The sequence below is a fragment of the Micromonospora yongxingensis genome (genome assembly GCF_052601155.1).
This window is the reverse complement of sequence record NZ_JBQXEO010000012.1, coordinates 117731-133481: the sequence shown is the minus strand read 5'-3', so window position 1 is coordinate 133481 and position 15751 is coordinate 117731. Positions and strand designations below refer to the sequence as shown.

The 15751-nt window shown below is 72.6% G+C and carries 12 protein-coding genes; 9 read left to right on the top strand and 3 right to left on the bottom strand.

Annotation, left to right across the window (positions count from 1 at the left end; all coding sequences use genetic code 11):
• Window positions 1–115: 115 nt before the first annotated feature.
• Genes ACTWLT_RS16855 through ACTWLT_RS16840 form a run of 4 tightly spaced genes read left to right on the top strand, consistent with a single transcriptional unit; the run spans window position 116 to window position 3607 of the window.
• On the top strand, window positions 116–1015 hold the full coding sequence (locus ACTWLT_RS16855; RefSeq protein ID WP_445319194.1) for an ABC transporter ATP-binding protein: 900 nt from the start codon (window positions 116–118) through the stop codon (window positions 1013–1015).
• A 1-nt stretch (window position 1016) separates the two neighbouring features.
• The gene (locus ACTWLT_RS16850) at window positions 1017–1814 is read left to right on the top strand and encodes an ABC transporter permease (protein ID WP_445319193.1); all 798 of its coding nucleotides are present in this window, start codon (window positions 1017–1019) and stop codon (window positions 1812–1814) included.
• Window positions 1815–1841: 27 nt separating this feature from the next.
• On the top strand, window positions 1842–2975 hold the full coding sequence (locus ACTWLT_RS16845) for a sensor histidine kinase (RefSeq protein ID WP_445319192.1): 1134 nt from the start codon (window positions 1842–1844) through the stop codon (window positions 2973–2975).
• Window positions 2972–3607, top strand: coding sequence for a response regulator transcription factor (locus tag ACTWLT_RS16840; RefSeq protein WP_445319191.1), 636 nt, complete (start codon window positions 2972–2974; stop codon window positions 3605–3607). The genes ACTWLT_RS16845 and ACTWLT_RS16840 overlap by 4 nt, the downstream gene beginning before the upstream one ends.
• Before the next feature lie 10 nt (window positions 3608–3617).
• Here ACTWLT_RS16840 and ACTWLT_RS16835 read toward each other — a convergent pair whose 3' ends face one another.
• On the bottom strand, window positions 3618–4529 hold the full coding sequence (locus ACTWLT_RS16835; protein WP_445319190.1) for a L,D-transpeptidase: 912 nt from the start codon (window positions 4527–4529) through the stop codon (window positions 3618–3620).
• A gap of 82 nt (window positions 4530–4611) precedes the next feature.
• Window positions 4612–6057, bottom strand: a complete 1446-nt coding sequence (locus ACTWLT_RS16830; protein WP_445319189.1) for an alpha-amylase — start codon at window positions 6055–6057, stop codon at window positions 4612–4614.
• Between the two features lie 296 nt (window positions 6058–6353).
• On the opposite strand from ACTWLT_RS16830, the gene ACTWLT_RS16825 reads away from it, so the two are divergent.
• The 5 genes from ACTWLT_RS16825 to ACTWLT_RS16805 all read left to right on the top strand — a co-directional run bounded on the left by ACTWLT_RS16825 (window position 6354) and on the right by ACTWLT_RS16805 (window position 14268).
• Entirely contained in the window at window positions 6354–7946 is a 1593-nt protein-coding gene (locus tag ACTWLT_RS16825; protein ID WP_445319188.1) for a ferric reductase-like transmembrane domain-containing protein, read from the top strand.
• Window positions 7943–9409 carry an NADH-ubiquinone oxidoreductase-F iron-sulfur binding region domain-containing protein gene (locus tag ACTWLT_RS16820; RefSeq protein ID WP_374558630.1) on the top strand — a complete coding sequence of 489 codons (1467 nt, stop codon included), beginning with the start codon at window positions 7943–7945 and terminating at the stop codon, window positions 9407–9409. Before ACTWLT_RS16825 ends, ACTWLT_RS16820 begins: the two co-directional genes overlap by 4 nt.
• 51 nt (window positions 9410–9460) lie before the next feature.
• The gene (locus ACTWLT_RS16815) at window positions 9461–10078 is read left to right on the top strand and encodes a TlpA family protein disulfide reductase (RefSeq protein ID WP_445319187.1); all 618 of its coding nucleotides are present in this window, start codon (window positions 9461–9463) and stop codon (window positions 10076–10078) included.
• Complete coding sequence (locus ACTWLT_RS16810) at window positions 10075–10974, top strand: cytochrome c biogenesis CcdA family protein (RefSeq protein WP_445319186.1); 900 nt, start codon at window positions 10075–10077, stop codon at window positions 10972–10974. The genes ACTWLT_RS16815 and ACTWLT_RS16810 overlap by 4 nt, the downstream gene beginning before the upstream one ends.
• A 147-nt stretch (window positions 10975–11121) precedes the next feature.
• The gene (locus ACTWLT_RS16805; RefSeq protein WP_445319185.1) at window positions 11122–14268 is read left to right on the top strand and encodes a discoidin domain-containing protein; all 3147 of its coding nucleotides are present in this window, start codon (window positions 11122–11124) and stop codon (window positions 14266–14268) included.
• Window positions 14269–14420: 152 nt separating this feature from the next.
• On the opposite strand, the gene serS is transcribed toward ACTWLT_RS16805, so the two are convergent.
• Entirely contained in the window at window positions 14421–15707 is a 1287-nt protein-coding gene (serS, locus tag ACTWLT_RS16800) for a serine--tRNA ligase (RefSeq protein ID WP_445319184.1), read from the bottom strand.
• Window positions 15708–15751: the final 44 nt, after the last annotated feature.

The window sequence follows — 15751 nt, the reverse complement described above, 5'->3', positions numbered from 1 at the left end:
CGTGTCGCCCAGGCGATGACGTCGGGCGCCGGCGACGGCCCCCTGACAAATGTCACGGCCGGAACGTGACGACCGCTCCGGGTACCGGCCCCCGGGCCGCCGGAGCATGAGTGCCATGACCAGTACGCATCCGGCCGTCGAGCTGAACGGCCTCACCAAGACCTTCGGCCCGGTCACCGCGGTCGACGGGCTGAGCCTGCGGGTGCAGCCCGGCGAGGTGGTGGCGTTCCTCGGCCCCAACGGCGCGGGCAAGACCACCACGATCGACATGCTGCTCGGGTTGGCCCGCCCCGACGCGGGGACGGTTCGCATCCTCGGCGGCACCCCGGACGACGCGGTGGCCCGGGGCCGGGTCGCCGCCGTGCTCCAGACCGGCGGCCTGCTCAAGGACCTCACCGTCGGCGAGACGGTCCGGATGACCGCCCACTTCTACCGGCACACCCGCCCGGCCGCCGAGGTGCTGGAGCGGGCCGGCATCACCGACATCGCCGACCGGGTGGTGGGGCGCTGCTCCGGCGGCCAGCAGCAGCGGCTGCGGTTCGCGCTGGCGCTGCTGCCCGACCCGGACCTGATGGTGCTCGACGAGCCGACCACCGGCATGGACGTCGAGGGCCGGCGGGACTTCTGGCAGGCGCTGCGCCGCGACGCACGGGCGGGGCGGACCGTCATCTTCGCCACCCACTACCTCGACGAGGCGGACGCGTACGCCGACCGGATCGTGCTGGTGCGGCAGGGGCGCGTCGTCGCCGACGGCACCACCGCGGAGATCAAGAACCTGGCCGCCGGCCGTACCGTCCGGGCCACCCTGCCCGGCGCCGACCAGGCCGCGCTCGCCGCGCTGCCCGGCGTGGACGCCGTGGAGGTCCGCGGCGACAGCGTGTTGGTGCGCACCGGCGACTCGGACGCGGTCGCCCGACACCTGCTCACCCGGACCGCGGCCCGGGACGTGGAGATCACCTCCCGCAACCTCGAGGACGCGTTCCTCGCCCTGACCACCGAGCACACCGGAGCCTGAGATGACCACCCTGCCGGCCACCCGCGCCGCCACCCGTACCGACCGCCGGCTGCCCGCCCTGGGCGGCTTCGCCCCGGCGGTGCTGCGCATCGAGCTGCGCCGGGTGCTGCGCAACCGCCGTACCCTCGCCTTCACGCTGATCATGCCGGGCGTCTTCTTCCTCATCTTCGGCCTGCCGCAGGGCGGTCAGGCGCTGGACAACGGCCGCCCGGTGACGGCGTACGTCATGATCAGCCTGGCCGTGTACGCGGCCATGGTGGCGACCACCAGCGCCGGCGGTGCGGTGGCCACCGAGCGGGCGCTGGGCTGGAGCCGGCAGTTGCGGCTCACCCCGCTGCGCCCGACCGCGTACGTGGCCACCAAGCTGATCACCGCGATGACCCTCGGCCTGCTCGCGGTCGTCGTCGAGTTCCTGGTGGGGGCCGCCGCCGGCGTCCGCATCCCGGTGTACGTCTGGCTGCTCTCCGGGCTGGCCGCCTGGCTCGGCTCGCTGGTCTTCGCCGCGTTCGGCCTGTTCATCGGCTACCTGGTGCCGGCCGAGAACGTCATGCAGTTCATCGGCCCGATCCTGGCCGTGCTGGCCATGTTCGGCGGGCTCTTCGTCCCGGTCGAGGTGCTGCCGGACGTCCTCCAGCACGTCGCGAGGTTCACCCCCGTCTACGGCGTGGGTGAGCTGTCCCGCGCCCCGCTGACCGGGGACGGGGTGAGCATGGCGGCGCTGGCCAACATCGCCTTCTGGGCCCTGGTCTTCGGCATCGGCGCGGTCCGGCTGTTCCGCCGGGACACCGCCCGGGTCTGACAACCGGCGACCGTTAGCGTGGACGCGATGGACCTCTCGACGGATCAGCCCCGGCCGGTGAGCCGCCACTGGCGGTTCACCGGCTGGCTGCTGGCCGCGGTGTGGCTGTTCTTCCTCAACGTGCCGCTCGCCACCGCGCTGCACCAGCCACAACCCTGGCGACGGGTCCTCGGCGTGGCCGCCCTGATCGCCTTCAGCGTCGGCTACGTGCTGCTGTTCCAGTGGGCCCGTGGGCTGCGCGAGTCGCTGCGGCCGATCCCGGTGTCCCGGGCGCGGGCCGGGCTGCTCCTGCTGCTCGCGGTCGGCCTGGCCAGCATCCCGGGCACCGACGGGGACTGGCTGGCCACCCTGGTGTACGTAGCCGCGGCCGCGGTGTTCCTGCTGCCGTCGCGGGAGGCGTTGGCCAGCGTCGCCGTCTGCGCGGCGACCCCGCTGGTGGCGTCCTGGCTGGTGCCGGCGTGGGAGCCGGAGAACACCATCGTCTTCGCGGTGCTGCTCGCCTCGTTCGCCATGTTCGGGGTGTCCCAGCTGGCCCAGCGCAACAGTGAGCTCCGGGCCGCGCATCAGGAGATCCGCCGGCTCGCGGTCGCCGAGGAGCGGGCCCGCACCGCCCGCGACCTGCACGACATCCTCGGGCACTCGCTGACGGTGGTGGCGATCAAGGCGGAGTTGGCCGGGCGCCTCATCGAGGTGGACCGGGAGCGGGCCGCCATTGAGATCGCCGAGGTGGAGGGGCTGGCCCGGGCGGCGCTGGCGGACGTGCGGCAGACCGTCGGGGCGTACCGCGAGGTGACCCTCGCCGGTGAGCTGGCCGGCGCCCGTTCGGCGCTGGCCGCGGCGGGCATCGCGGCGGAGCTGCCGGCCGAGGTGCCGGCGTTGCCGGGCGAGTGGGACCGGTTGTTCGGCTGGGCGGTACGGGAAGGGGTGACCAACGTGGTCCGGCACAGCGGGGCGCGGAACTGCACGGTCCGGGTGGGCCGGGACCGGGTGGAGGTGAGTGACGACGGTCGGGGCCCGTCCACTGGAGACGACGACGCCGGGCACGGCCTGGTGGGTCTGCGCGAGCGGGCGCGGCGGCTGGACGCGGCGGTGACCGTGGGTCGCCGTCCGGACGGAACGGGCTTCCTGTTGCGGGTGCACGCGCCGGTGGGCGCCCGGTGACCGGCTCCGCCACCGCGCCGATCCGGCTGTTGCTCGCCGACGACCAGGCGCTGGTTCGTGGTGCGCTGGCCGCGCTGCTCTCGCTGGAGCCCGACCTGACCGTGGTGGCCGAGGTCGGCCGGGGTGACGAGGTGGTGCCCGAGGCCCGCCGAACCAGGCCCGACGTGGCCCTGCTGGACGTGGAGATGCCCGGTCTGGACGGGATCGCGGCCGCCGCCGCGCTGCGGGCCGCTCTGCCGGCCTGCCGGGTGCTGGTGGTGACCACCTTCGGTCGGCCCGGTTACCTGCGCCGGGCCATGGAGGCCGGCGCGAACGGGTTCGTCGTCAAGGACACCCCGGCCCGGCAGCTCGCCGACGCGGTCCGCCGGGTGCACGCCGGCCTGCGGGTGGTCGACCCGACGCTGGCCGCGGAGACGCTGGCCACCGGGGCGAGCCCGCTCACCGAGCGGGAGGCCGAGGTGCTGCAGGCGGCCCGGGGCGGCGGCACGGTCGCGGACCTGGCCGGGGCGCTGCACCTGTCCGAGGGGACGGTGCGCAACCACCTGTCGGCGGCGATCGGCAAGACCGGTGCCCGCAACCGGGCCGAGGCGGTGCGGATCGCCGAGCAGAACGGCTGGCTGCTCGGCGAGTGACCGGTGCCGCTCAGGCGGTGGGCGGCGGGGTGGGCAGCTGATCCACCACCACCAGGCTGCTGCCGGGGCGCACCTCGGCGAGCAGCTCCCGCTGGCCGCTGGGGGTCAACCGGATGCAGCCGTTGGTGGTGTTCTTGCCCAGGTCGTCGTCGTTGTACCAGGTGTGCACGCCGATGTGCGCGCCCCGCAGGCCGGTCGGCACGGAGTCCGGGTCGTCGGGCACCGAGCCGAGGGCGTAGATGTCCACTCCGCCGTAGACGTCCTGCGGCGGCGGCGTGCGGCCCAGGATGAAGGTCCGGCCGAGCGGGGTGTCCTGCCCCGGAAGGCCGAGGCTGACCTCCCAGGAGCGCACCGCCTTTCCCGCTCGGTACCAGGTGAGCCGGTGCACCTTGCGTTCCACCACGATCTGGTCGCGCAGCGGCACGACGTCGAACCCGCCGGGCGGCAGCCAGGCCAGCCGCCGGTTGGCCGAGGGCAGCAGGACCGCCGTCCAGCCGGCCCGTCGCTGGGCGATCGGCACCGTCAGCTCGACGCCGGCGAGCGTCGGTTCGAGGAAGGCCAGCGGACGCCCGCCGGGCGCGTTGTACGCGGCGATCCGCCGCGTCGGGTGCACGCCCTCGGTCAGCGGCGTCGTGTCCATGGTGTCCGGATCGGCGGGGAAGCCCCTGGGGGCGGGGTCGTAGTCAACAACCGGTAGCCCGTCCGGGGCCGGCGCGGCCGGTGGCACCGACTCCTCGGGGCTCTGCTCGATGCTGCTCGGCGTCGGGTCGGGCGCCGCCGCGACTGGTCGGTCGGTGGTCGTCGAGCGGGGCGTGAGGGCCTGGCCGACCAGCAGCGCGGCGACCAGCATCGCGGCCACGGCGACGGCGGCGGCCATCCACACGCCACGGCGACGGTACGGGGTCATTCGGTCAAACGACACGAAAGCACTCTATCGGACCCGCGCCGCCAGAAGGGGCTCCTACCCGACAAAGAAGCGGTGACAGGAGCCCCTTCCCGGCAGGTCAGACGCGGGCGCCGACGTGGATGGCCACCGCGTCGTGCGCCGGCACGTTGGCGGCGAACCAGCCGCTACCGTCCACCGTGATCACCGGGCCGCTACAGGTGCCGCCCGCGTACGTGCCGTGGATGACGTCGCAGTAGCGGCCGGCGGGAAGCCCGGTGTGGTACGAGCGACCGTTCACCGCGGAGTCCTCGTCGTTGACCGTGATGAAGCCCTTGCCGCTGCGGCTGAACGCGATGTGGTTGTTGCCGTTGTCGTACCAGTTGGCGACGCCGGCGCCCTCGGTGGCGTTGCGGAAGCCGACCATGTTGGCGATCACCGGCCAGCGGTGTTCGCACTCCCAGCCGGAGTAGCAGGCGGTGTTCAGCGTCTTGTTGGTTCCGTCCGACGGAGGACCGGCGTCCCGGTTGCTGAAGGTGTAGCTGGACATGACCGTCGGTGAGCCGTACGGCCAGGCCAGCATGAAGGCGTTCGCCAGGGCGTAGATGCCCCGGTCCTTGTACGTGAGCACCCCGCCGGCGTCGCGCTGGGTGTCGTGGTTGTCCACGAACACCGAGGACGGGCCGGTGGGCAGGTGTCCCCAGCCCTCGCCGAAGTTGCGCAGGTAGGACAGCCGCTCCGAGCGGAACACGCGGGCCAGGTCCTTGCCGTAGCGGAACTCGTGCACGTCACCGTTGCCGGTGTACTCGGTCGGCTGGACCGGCTCGCCGGCGCCGTGGATGACCTCCTGCACGATGTACGCCGAGCGGGAGAGCTTGCCCTTGATCGCGGCGATGTCGGCGGCCGGCATGTGCTTGCTGGCGTCCATCCGGAAGCCGTCGACGCCCAGGGAGAGCAGGTCGTTCAGGTACGAGGCGATCCTCGTGCGGACGTAGTCCGACTCGGTCTTCAGGTCCGAGAGGTTGACCAGTTCGCAGTTCTGCACCTCGTACCGGTCGTTGTAGTTGGCGATGTCGTCGCCACCGTTGCGCCCGCAGTGGTGGAAGTCCTGGGTCTGGTAGATGCCCGGGTAGTCGTAGTGGGAGTACGAGGAGCCGGCCCAGCCGGTGCCGCCGTTGTCCTGGCCGGACATGTGGTTGATCACCGCGTCGACGATCACCTTGACCCCGGCTGCGTGGCAGGTGTTCACCATCGACTGGAACTGGGCGCGGGTGCCCTTGCGGGACTCGATCCGGTAGCTGACCGGCTGGTACGCCAGCCACCACTGGTTGCCCCGCACGTGTTCCTGCGGGGGTGACACCTGGACGTAGCCGTAGCCCTTGGGGCCGAGCGTGCTCTGGCACTCGCTGGCCACCGAGGGCCAGTTCCACTCGAAGAGCTGGACGATGACCTTCTTGGCCCCGGACGGGGCGGCGACGGCCGGGGGAGCCGTCACGGTGGCGGGGACGAGCAGGCTGGCGACCAGGCCGAGGGCGAGGATCGCCGAGCCGCGTCGACGTCGGTGCATCGGGACTCCTGACGGGGGGTGGGGGTGGCACCGCAGGGGAAGAGAGCCTGGTTGCCGGAATCTTGCAGCACAGGCTGAAATTTTCCGAAAGGTTACAAGCGTGTTGCAGCGGCTGTCAATCCATGGACATCCGTCACTGCCCATGTCGGCCGATGGTGCGTCGGGACGCGCTGCGGCGGTGGGGGCGCTACACGCGTCCCGGCACCGGTTGGTTCGATCCGGCCCAGAAATTTCCGCCGCCGGGTGATCCGCGAGCCCCGCCGGTCCGTACTGGATGGGGGAGCAGGGGTCGGCCGGTGGTGCGCCGCCGCGAGACGATCGAGGAGCAGATGGCCCGGGCAAAGCAGAACCAGAAGGCGGCCACCGTCCGGACCGGTGCCAGCAGTCGGGGGGTACGCACCCGATCGCGGTCCGCGACCGCCATGCTGATCGCGTCGGTGCTCGCCGCGCTCTGGGCGGCGACCATGCTGACCGGCGCCGGGCAGACGGCGTACGCGTACGGCTTCTTCTTCACCGAGTTCTTCGCCGGCGTCATCGCCCTGGTGTCGCTGAGCCTCACCGTGATGCTCGGCCTGCTCGCCACGGACCGGCTGGTGCTGCGCATCTCGCACCGGGTCCTGTTGCAGTCGGCGCACCGGGCCACCGGTGTGCTGGGCGTCGCCGGGCTGGTCTTCCACGTCCTCACCAAGATCGCCACCGGCCGGGCGGCGGCGACCGACGCGCTCGTGCCCTTCATCGGCGGCGGAGGGCTCTACGTCGGGCTCGGCACGGTTGCCGCCCTGCTGATGGTCAGCGTCATCTGGACCGGCATCATCCGGGCCCGCTTCGCCGGCGTCGGTCCGAAGTGGCTGTGGCGCGCACTGCACTCCACGGCGTACGTCGCCTGGCCGTTCGCCCTGTTCCACGGCCTGTACGCCGGCCGCGTCGCCCAGTCCTGGGTGGTGCTCAGCTACCTCGGCTGCGTCCTGCTGGTCGTGCTGGCACTGCTGGTCCGGCTCTCGGTCACCATCGGCCGGCGCAGCCGCGAACAGCACCAGGCCGCGGTGCGCAACACGGCGATGGCCGGTCGGGCCGGCGAGGAGAGCCGGGGCCGCTCCCTGCTGGCCGGGCTGGGCCGACGACGCGAGAGCAGCGACGAGAAGCGCCCCGCCTGGGCGGAGACCACCACCGCCTCGTGGACCGCTCCGGCCGGCCCGCGGCGGCGCGACCCCGAGCGGTTCACCGTCCCGGTGGTGCCCGAGCCGGGCTCGCTCGCCGAGCCGGTGCGGCCCACCCGACGCCGACGCGACGAGGAGCCGGCGGCCCGGCGGGACACCGAACGGGCCACGCGTGGCCGGCGCGACGAGCGGGAGTCGTCGACCCGGCGGTCGAGTCGGCGGAGCGCGGAGGAGACGGTCACCCGTCGGCGCGACGAGGAGGAGTTGGAGCCGGTCGCCCGGCGCTCGAGCCGCCGGTCCCGGTCGGTGGAGGACGACGGCAGCAGGTACTCCGCCCCGCCGCAGCGGATGGTCGACGAGCCCGAGGAGCCGTGGGACAGCCCGCGCCGGTGGCAGGCCACCGAGCCGATCTCGGCCGGCCCGGTCTCCGCCGAGCCGATCTCGGCTGGTCCCATCTCGGCCGGTCCGATCTCGGCGGCGCCGCGCAGTGGCAGCGGCCGGCACAGCGCCGAGGACGACCTGCCGGAGGAGCCGGACTACTGGCGCCCGCCGACCCGGTACGTGCCGGAGGAGGTGCCGCCGCCCGTCGACGACACCCCCACCCTGGTCGACCTGGCGTCGCGGCGGGCACGGCGGGCCGCCGGCGAGAGCCGGTCCGCCAAGCGGCGCAAGGCCAGCGCGGACGCGGTGGACGGCGCGTACTGGGCCGGGCTGCGGGGTGAGGCGAAGTGATGCGTACGACCGTGCCCCCGGTCGCCTGCGTGGGCGAGCCCCGGCTCACCGCCGGTTTCGCGGAGTTCGGCCGGCTGGACCTGGCCGCGCACGAGGAGGTGCACGGGCCGATCGGCCCGATGGAGCCGGCGCAGCTCCTCCGGCTCGCCGAGGGCATGCAGCTCAAGGGCAAGGGCGGGGCGGGCTTCCCGTTCGCCCGCAAGCTGCGCGCGGTGCTGGAGTCCTGTGAACGGCAGGACCTCGCCGCCGTGGTGGTGGTCAACGCCACCGAGGGGGAGCCGGCCAGCTGGAAGGACAAGGTCCTGCTGACCCGCGCCCCGCACCTGATCCTGGACGGTGCGGCGCTGGCCGCGTACGCGCTGGACGCCGAGGAGATCGTCATCGGCGTGGCCGACGACGGGGTGGGCCGGGACTCGCTGATGGAGGCGCTGGCGGAACGGCGGATGCCGGTGCCGGCCACCATCGTCACCGTGCCGCACCGGTTCATCTCCGGTGAGGGCGGCGCCCTGGTCAACGGGATCAACGGGCTGCCGCACATCCCGCCCGGCACCAAGAAGCGCTCCAGCGACTCCGGGGTCGGCGGCCTGCCCACCCTGCTCTCCAACGCCGAGACGTACGCCCAGCTCGCCGTCGGTGCCCGACTCGGCCCGTACGAGTACGCGGCGCTCGGCACCGACGACGAGCCGGGCACCGTGCTGCTCACCGTGACGGGTGCGGCGGGCCGACCGGCCGTGGTGGAGTGCACCGCCGGTATGCCGCTGCGCGACGTCCTCGACCTGTGCGAGGTGCCAGACGTCCAGGGCATCCTGATGGGCGGCTACCACGGCAAGTGGATCACCCCGGAGGCGGCGGACCGCGCGGAGGTCTCCCGCAAGGGCCTGGCCGCGGTCGGCGGCACTCTCGGCGCCGGCATCATCGTCCCGCTCGGCACCGACACCTGCCCGCTCGGTGAGGCCGCCCAGGTGGTGCGCTACCTGGCCGGGGAGTCCGCCGGCCAGTGCGGACCGTGCAAGATGGGCCTGCCGGACCTGGCCCGCGCGGTGGACCTGGCGGTGGCCGGGAGCCAGCCGGCGGACGTGGTGCGGGCCGCCGCCGGCGAGGTGAAGGGCCGGGGCGCGTGCAGCCACCCCGACGGCACCGCCCGGTTCGCACTCTCCGCCATCGAGGTCTTCGCCGACGATCTGCGGCTGCACACCACCGGCGACGGCTGCGGCCGCCGGGTCAAGGGCGTGATGGGGCTGCCGGGCGCACCCGACGCGAACCCGCAGAAGCTCACCCTGGACTGGTCGCGGTGCGACGGGCACGGGCTGTGCGCGCACGTCGTGCCGGACTTCATCCGACTCGACGGCAACGGATACCCCGCGTTCCCGCCCACCCCGGTGCCGACCTGGCTGCGGGAGGGCGCGCTGAAGGCGGTCAAGGTCTGCCCGGAGCTGGCTCTCCGACTCGCCAAGGCCGAATAGCGAAGCCTCAGGCCCAGCAAGGGTCCCTTCCGGACCGGAACGGAGGAGCGGATGCGGATCAGCATGGCGTGGACAGGGGCCGGGGAGCTACGCCGTGCCGCCACGGCCGCAGCGCTCGTGGTGGCCCTGTTCGGCATTGCCGCCTGTACCGGCACCGCGCCGGGTGGGCCCGCCGCCGCCGGATCGGCCCCGGCCTCGACCGGCGCCCCGCCCACCCCGACCGGCGCGGCGACCGGCGGACCACCCGCCGCCCCAGCGCAGATCCCGGACGTGCTGCGCTTCACCGGGACCACCCTCGGCGGCGCCGCGTTCGACGCGGCACAGCTCGCCGGCAAACCGGTGGTGCTGTGGTTCTGGGCGCCGTGGTGCGCCACCTGCGCCAGTCAGGCATGGACGGTGGCCGAGATTGAACCCCGGTACCGGGACACCGTGCCGATCGTCGGCGTCGCCGGGCTGGGCGAGCGGAAGGCCATGAAGGAGTTCGTCACCGAGTTCGACCTCGGCGCGACGCCGCAGATCGAGGACAGCAAGGGTGCGCTCTGGAAGCGGTTCACGGTGACCGAGCAGAGCATCTTCGTGATCATCGACCGGAACGGCGCGGTCGTCCACCACGGCTTCCTGGACGGTGAGGCGCTCACCGCCAAGGTCGCCGCACTGGCCGGGGTGTGACCGCCGCACTGCTGCTCGCGCTGACCGCCGGCATGCTCGGCGCGGTCAACCCGTGCGGCTTCGCGTTGCTGCCCGCGTACCTCTCGCTGTTGGTCGCAGGGACGTCGGACACCCGCGGCGCGGTCGGCCGCGCGCTCACCGCGGCGGCCGGGTTGACCCTGGGGTACGTGCTGGTGTTCGGCGCCTTCGGCCTGGCGCTCGCGCCGCTGGCCGGCTGGTTGCGGCCCCGGCTGCCGTGGCTGACCGTGGCGCTCGGGCTGCTGCTGGTCGTGGCCGGCTGCTGGTTGCTCGCCGGCCGGCGGCTGCCCGCCCCCGGCTGGTCCGCCCGGGCGCCCCGGCTGACCCGGTCCTGGCCGTCGATGGCGCTGTTCGGCGCGGCGTACGCGCTGGCGTCGCTCGGCTGCGCCATCGCGCCGTTCCTGGCCATCGTGGTGACCAGCCTCCAGACCGGCTCGACCGGTCAGGGGTTGGCGCTGTTCGGCGCGTACGCCCTCGGGATGGGTCTGGTGGTCGCGGTCGCCGCGCTCGGGGTGGCGCTGCTGCGCGACGGCCTGGTGGCCCGGCTGCGCGTCGCCGGCGCGCTGGTGCCCCGCCTCAGTGGCCTGGTGCTGCTGGCCGCCGGCGGCTACGTCGCCTGGTACGGCTGGTACGAGCTACGGCTCGCCGCCGGCCGCCGCGACGCCCTCCACGACCCGGTCATCCAGGCGGCGTCCCAGTTACAACGAACCCTGTCCAACGCCCTGGACGCCATCGGCCCGGCACTGCTCGTAGCCGCCCTGGCGGCCCTGCTGATCCTGGCAGCCCTGACGCAGGCCCGCACCCACCGCCTCCGCACCCCACCCAGCCTCGTTGATCATGAAGTTATTGCCACGACACGCCGAGGCGACGGGCAATAGCTTCATGATCGACGGCCGGAAGGGCGGGGGTGTCTTGCGGTACCGGAACCCCCGCCGGCCGAAGCCCTGAGGCAACGACGTTGGTCTTGACATCCGGAAACGATCGTCGGAGTCTGTCTGACAACGTTGTCACACCGAAGGACCACCATGCGTATATCCGAATTCGAGTTGAGCAGGCGGCGGCTCCTCATCCTTGGCAGCGCCGTCGGCGCTGGACTCGCCATCGCCCGACCCACCGCCACCGCCCAAGCCGCGCCAGCCGCCACCACGTCATACGCCGCGGCCACCGGCCCGGTTGCCAACACCTACCACGCGCTGCTGCTCGCCCACACCCGATGGGCCGAGGAGCAATGGGATCCGGCGATCAACGCATACCGCCTCGCGGACTTCAGGTTCGCGGTCGTTCTCGGTAACGCGGTCCTGCTCATCTCGCCCGGGTACGACCCGGCGGCCGCAGGCGTCGACCGGGACACGCTCCACGCCCGTACCGTCGCCACCATCCGCCGATTTGCGGCCACCAACCGGCTCGCCGGCGGCACCGAGTGGGGCCGACAGCTCTTCTGGGACAGCACCTTCGAGCTGTACTTCGTCCTGGCCGCCCGACTGCTGTGGTCCGAACTGGACGAGGTGACCCGCAACAACGTTGACCGCATCGCCCGCGGGCAGGCCGCGTACGCCCATTCCCTCGGCACCGGTAACGACCCGCTGAGTGGCAGTTGGACGCCGAACGGCCTCACCGGTGGCTGGATCGGCGACACCAAGCTCGAGGAGATGGGGGTTTACGCCCAGGCGATCGCGCCCGGCCTGGCCTGGGCGACGGACGACCCCGCAGCCGCGGCGTGGCGCGAGCGGTTCCTGACGTGGACGCTCAACGCGACCGGACTACCCGCAGCCGACCGCGCCAACCCCGCCGTCGTCGACGGGCGGGCGGTCGCGGACTGGAACACCGCCCACAACATCCACGACACGTTCCTCGTCGAGAATCACGGCTCCTTCGGCCCGCACTACCAGGAAGAACTGTGGCGCACTGCGGGTCGTACCGCTGCGCACTTCCTGACCGCCGGCCAACCGCTCCCCGAGGCACTCACCCGGCAGCCCAGCGCCGCCCAGCTGTGGCGGACCATGCGGCTGCTGGCCAGCGATGCTGGCGAACCCTTCATGCCGATGGTCGCGGACCGCTACCACCTGTACGGCCGTGATGTCCTGCCACTCGCCTTCCTCGCGCAGGTCCAGGGCGACCGGCACGCCGCCCGGGCCGAGGCGGACCTCGCCGACCGGCTCATGCCCTACCTGAACTACCCGCCCGAGTATCGGCTCACCAAGTTCAGCGGCGAGCCGAAGTACGAGCCCGAGGCCCGGGCCGAACTCGCCATCAGTTATCTCTTCCATTCCTGGCGGGCAGCCAACGGCGGCGTGGTCGAGCCGGTCGCCAGCACCACGTTCTTCGCGGCGGCGGCGGGCACCCGGGACTTCGGGGAGCAGGCCGGGCTGACCGCCCAGCAAACCCCGACCGCCTTCGCCGCGGCGGTCAGCAAGACCGGGTACGTCTCGTTCCTGTGGGCCCCCGCCCACGACAATTGGTTGTTCGACACCCGGGCCGCCTCGCTGCTGCCGAGGCAGTCGGCGCCGGTCCTCGGCCGCACCTCCGCTGCGTACACCACCGCCCGGGACGGTCTCGACGCCACGGCCACCGTTCTACGCGTCGCCGGCGGCACCGCGGGATACGTCACGCTGCCCACCGGTACGGTCGTGTACGCCACCACCGGCATCGGTGCCGATGAGGGCGCGCTCACCCTGTTCAACCTGGACATGCCCGGTGTACCCGGGCTCACCGGCACCCGCACCTTCACCGGCGAACAGGGGTCCGTCACCCTGGCTGGACAACAGGGCCTCGGCGACGGCGGAACCGACCAGATCAGCTTTGCACCTCGTCCAGCCAGGTACGTGCGGATGCTCGGCCGATCCCCCGTCAACCAGTACGGCTACTCGCTGTTCGCCTTCGCCGTGCTCGGCGCCAGCGGGATCGACCTCGCCACCGGTCGGCCCACCACGGCCTCGTCCGCCGACCCCGCCTACCCCGCACCGAACGCGACCGACGGCAACTCCGGCACCCGCTGGGCGGTCGCCCGGGAGGAACGCGGCCGCGCGGACAGTTGGCTCGCCGTCGACCTCGGCGAGTCCATCGACATCAGCGGCGTACGCCTGGACTGGGAGGCCGCGTACGGCACCCGATACGTCATCCAGACCTCTCTGGACGGCATCAACTGGAGCGACGCGGCGGTCGTGCCGGACAGCCCGACTATCGCCGGCTCCTGGCTGGACGTCGACGGACGAGCGGGTCTGGTAGTCCACAACGGCCGGAATCCGATCACCGTGACCGCCACCACCGTCACCCTGTCCAGCGGACCGGCCACCGGCAGCACTCGGCTGATCATCGAGGGGTACACGGGCGCGAGCAGGTCGGCCCTGGCCGCCGCGGCGTCTCGAACCCTGCCCAATGGCGGTCCGGAGGCGTTGCGGGTGAGTGACGCGGACGGATACCTGAGCCTGTTCAACCTGTCCGACGACGACATCACGACGGCGGCCGTCACCCTGTCGCAGCACGCCACGCTGCGGCTTTACCACGGAAGCCAGGTCACCGGATCCGGGACCACCAGCTACCAGGTCGACCTTGCCGCCGCCACCGCACGCGTCGAGCCGCCGCGGTTCACCGCGACCGCGGTAGGACCGGCGAAGTCGATTCCCGCCGGTACCCGGTTCGACGTCACCGACTCGCACCACCTCCGAATCACCGCACCCGCCGAGCACATCGTGATGGTGCAGCTGGAGTCCATGGCCGGTGGTGCCCGACGGCGGGTGACGGTACCCGCTGGACGCAGCCGGGACGTCGCGTTCGCGGGTGGGACGGTGACGCCAACCAGCGACCTGGCCCGGTCTCGGACGACCTACCCGACGTCACCGCTCCCGGCTGGCATGACCGACCCGTCGGCCGCCGTCGACGGCGACCCGGTTACCGCCTGGCAACCCGGCCCGACCGGCCGATTGGTGATCGACCTCGGATCGCTCCAGGATCTGGCATCGGTCCGCCTGACCTGGACTCCCGGTCGGCGGCGGCCGATCACCGTAGCCACCTCTGCCGACGGGCTCGGCTACGTATCGGTCGCCTCGGTCCCGAAGCCGCGACCCGAGACCACCATCTCGACCAGGTCCTCCGGGCGGTACGTGGCGATCGCGGTCGCCGACTGGCAGCCCGGTGACGCCTGCCTGACCCACGCGGAGGTGTTCGGTGCCTGAACCGGCACCGCACGTCCGCGCGGGAGCCGGAACAGCTCAGCGTCGGGACTGACCACGGTGTCACAATCGTGGCCGAGTGGACGGCGGCGGGACTGGTGCGAAGGCATCAGTCCCGCCGCCGTCGACCAGGTGCGGGGAGCGTTGTTTTCCAGCTAGCGCAGCGGGGTCAGGCGGTCGGTGCCCACACGGTCGCGGAGGACCTCGGGGACCAGCACGGAGCCGTCGGCCTGCTGGTACTGCTCCAGGATGGCCGGGAAGAGCCGGCTGGTGGCCAGCGCCGAGCCGTTGAGGGTGTGCACGAAGCGGGTCTGCTTGCCACCCGGCTCGCGGTAGCGGATGGCCGCCCGCCGGGCCTGGTAGTCGCCGGCCCAGGAGACCGACGAGACCTCCTTGTACTTGCCGGTGCTCGGCATCCACACCTCGATGTCGAGGGTCTTCTTCATCGACGCGCTGGCGTCACCGGCGGAGAGCAGGGTGCGCTGGTAGTGCAGGCCCAGGCCCTCGACGAGGCTCTCGGCGTGGGCGAGCATCTCCTCCAGCGCGGCGTCGGCCTGCTCCGGCAGGGTGAACTGGAAGATCTCCACCTTGTTGAACTGGTGCCCGCGCACCGTGCCACGCTCGTCGGAGTGCGAGCCGGCCGATTCCCGCCGGTAGCACGGGGTGTAGGCGAACGCCTTCAGCGGCAGCTTCGAGGTCTCCAGGATCTCGTCCTGGTACGCGCCGAGGATCGCCGTCTCCGACGTGGGCAGCAGGAACTGCCCGCGCGGGGCGGACTCGGAGTCGAGGTGGTAGACGTCGTCGTAGAACTTGGGGAACTGCCCGGCGGCGTAGCCGGCCGAGTCCAGCAGCAGGTGCGGCGGGAGCAGGAACTCGTACCCGGCGGCGATGTGCCGGTCGATGAACCAGTTGAGCAGCGCCCACTCCAGCCGGGCGCCGACACCCGTGTACATCCAGAAGCCGGAGCCGCCGAGCTTGACGCCCCGCTCGTAGTCGACGAGGCCCAGAGCGCGGGACAACTCGACGTGGTCGCGGACCTTCTCGATGGCCGGCGGCTCACCGAAGGTCTTGACGACCCGGTTGGCCTCCTTGCCGCCGGGCAGGACGTCGTCGCTGGGCAGGTTCGGCAGCTCGCTCATCGCGGTGCGCAGCCGGCCCTGCACCTCGTCCAACTGGGACTCCAGCTCGGCGAGCTGCTTACGCTCGGCCTCCGGCGCGGTGACCTGCGGCGCTGTGCCGGCGCGCTTCGCCTGCGCGTACGCCCGGGCCTCCGCCTTGCGGCGCTGCCGCTCGGCGTCGATCTCCGTGATGAGGGCGCGCCGCTCCTGGTCGAGCCGCTGAATCTCGTCCAGGGCCCGATCGACCTCGGCGGGATCCAGTCGCTTCGCCAGCGCGGTCGCCACCGCCTCGCGATCCTTCCGGATCAACTCCATGTCGAGCATGCTGCTCCGTACGCCTCCGTCCGGGGTCGAGTGGACCACCAGAT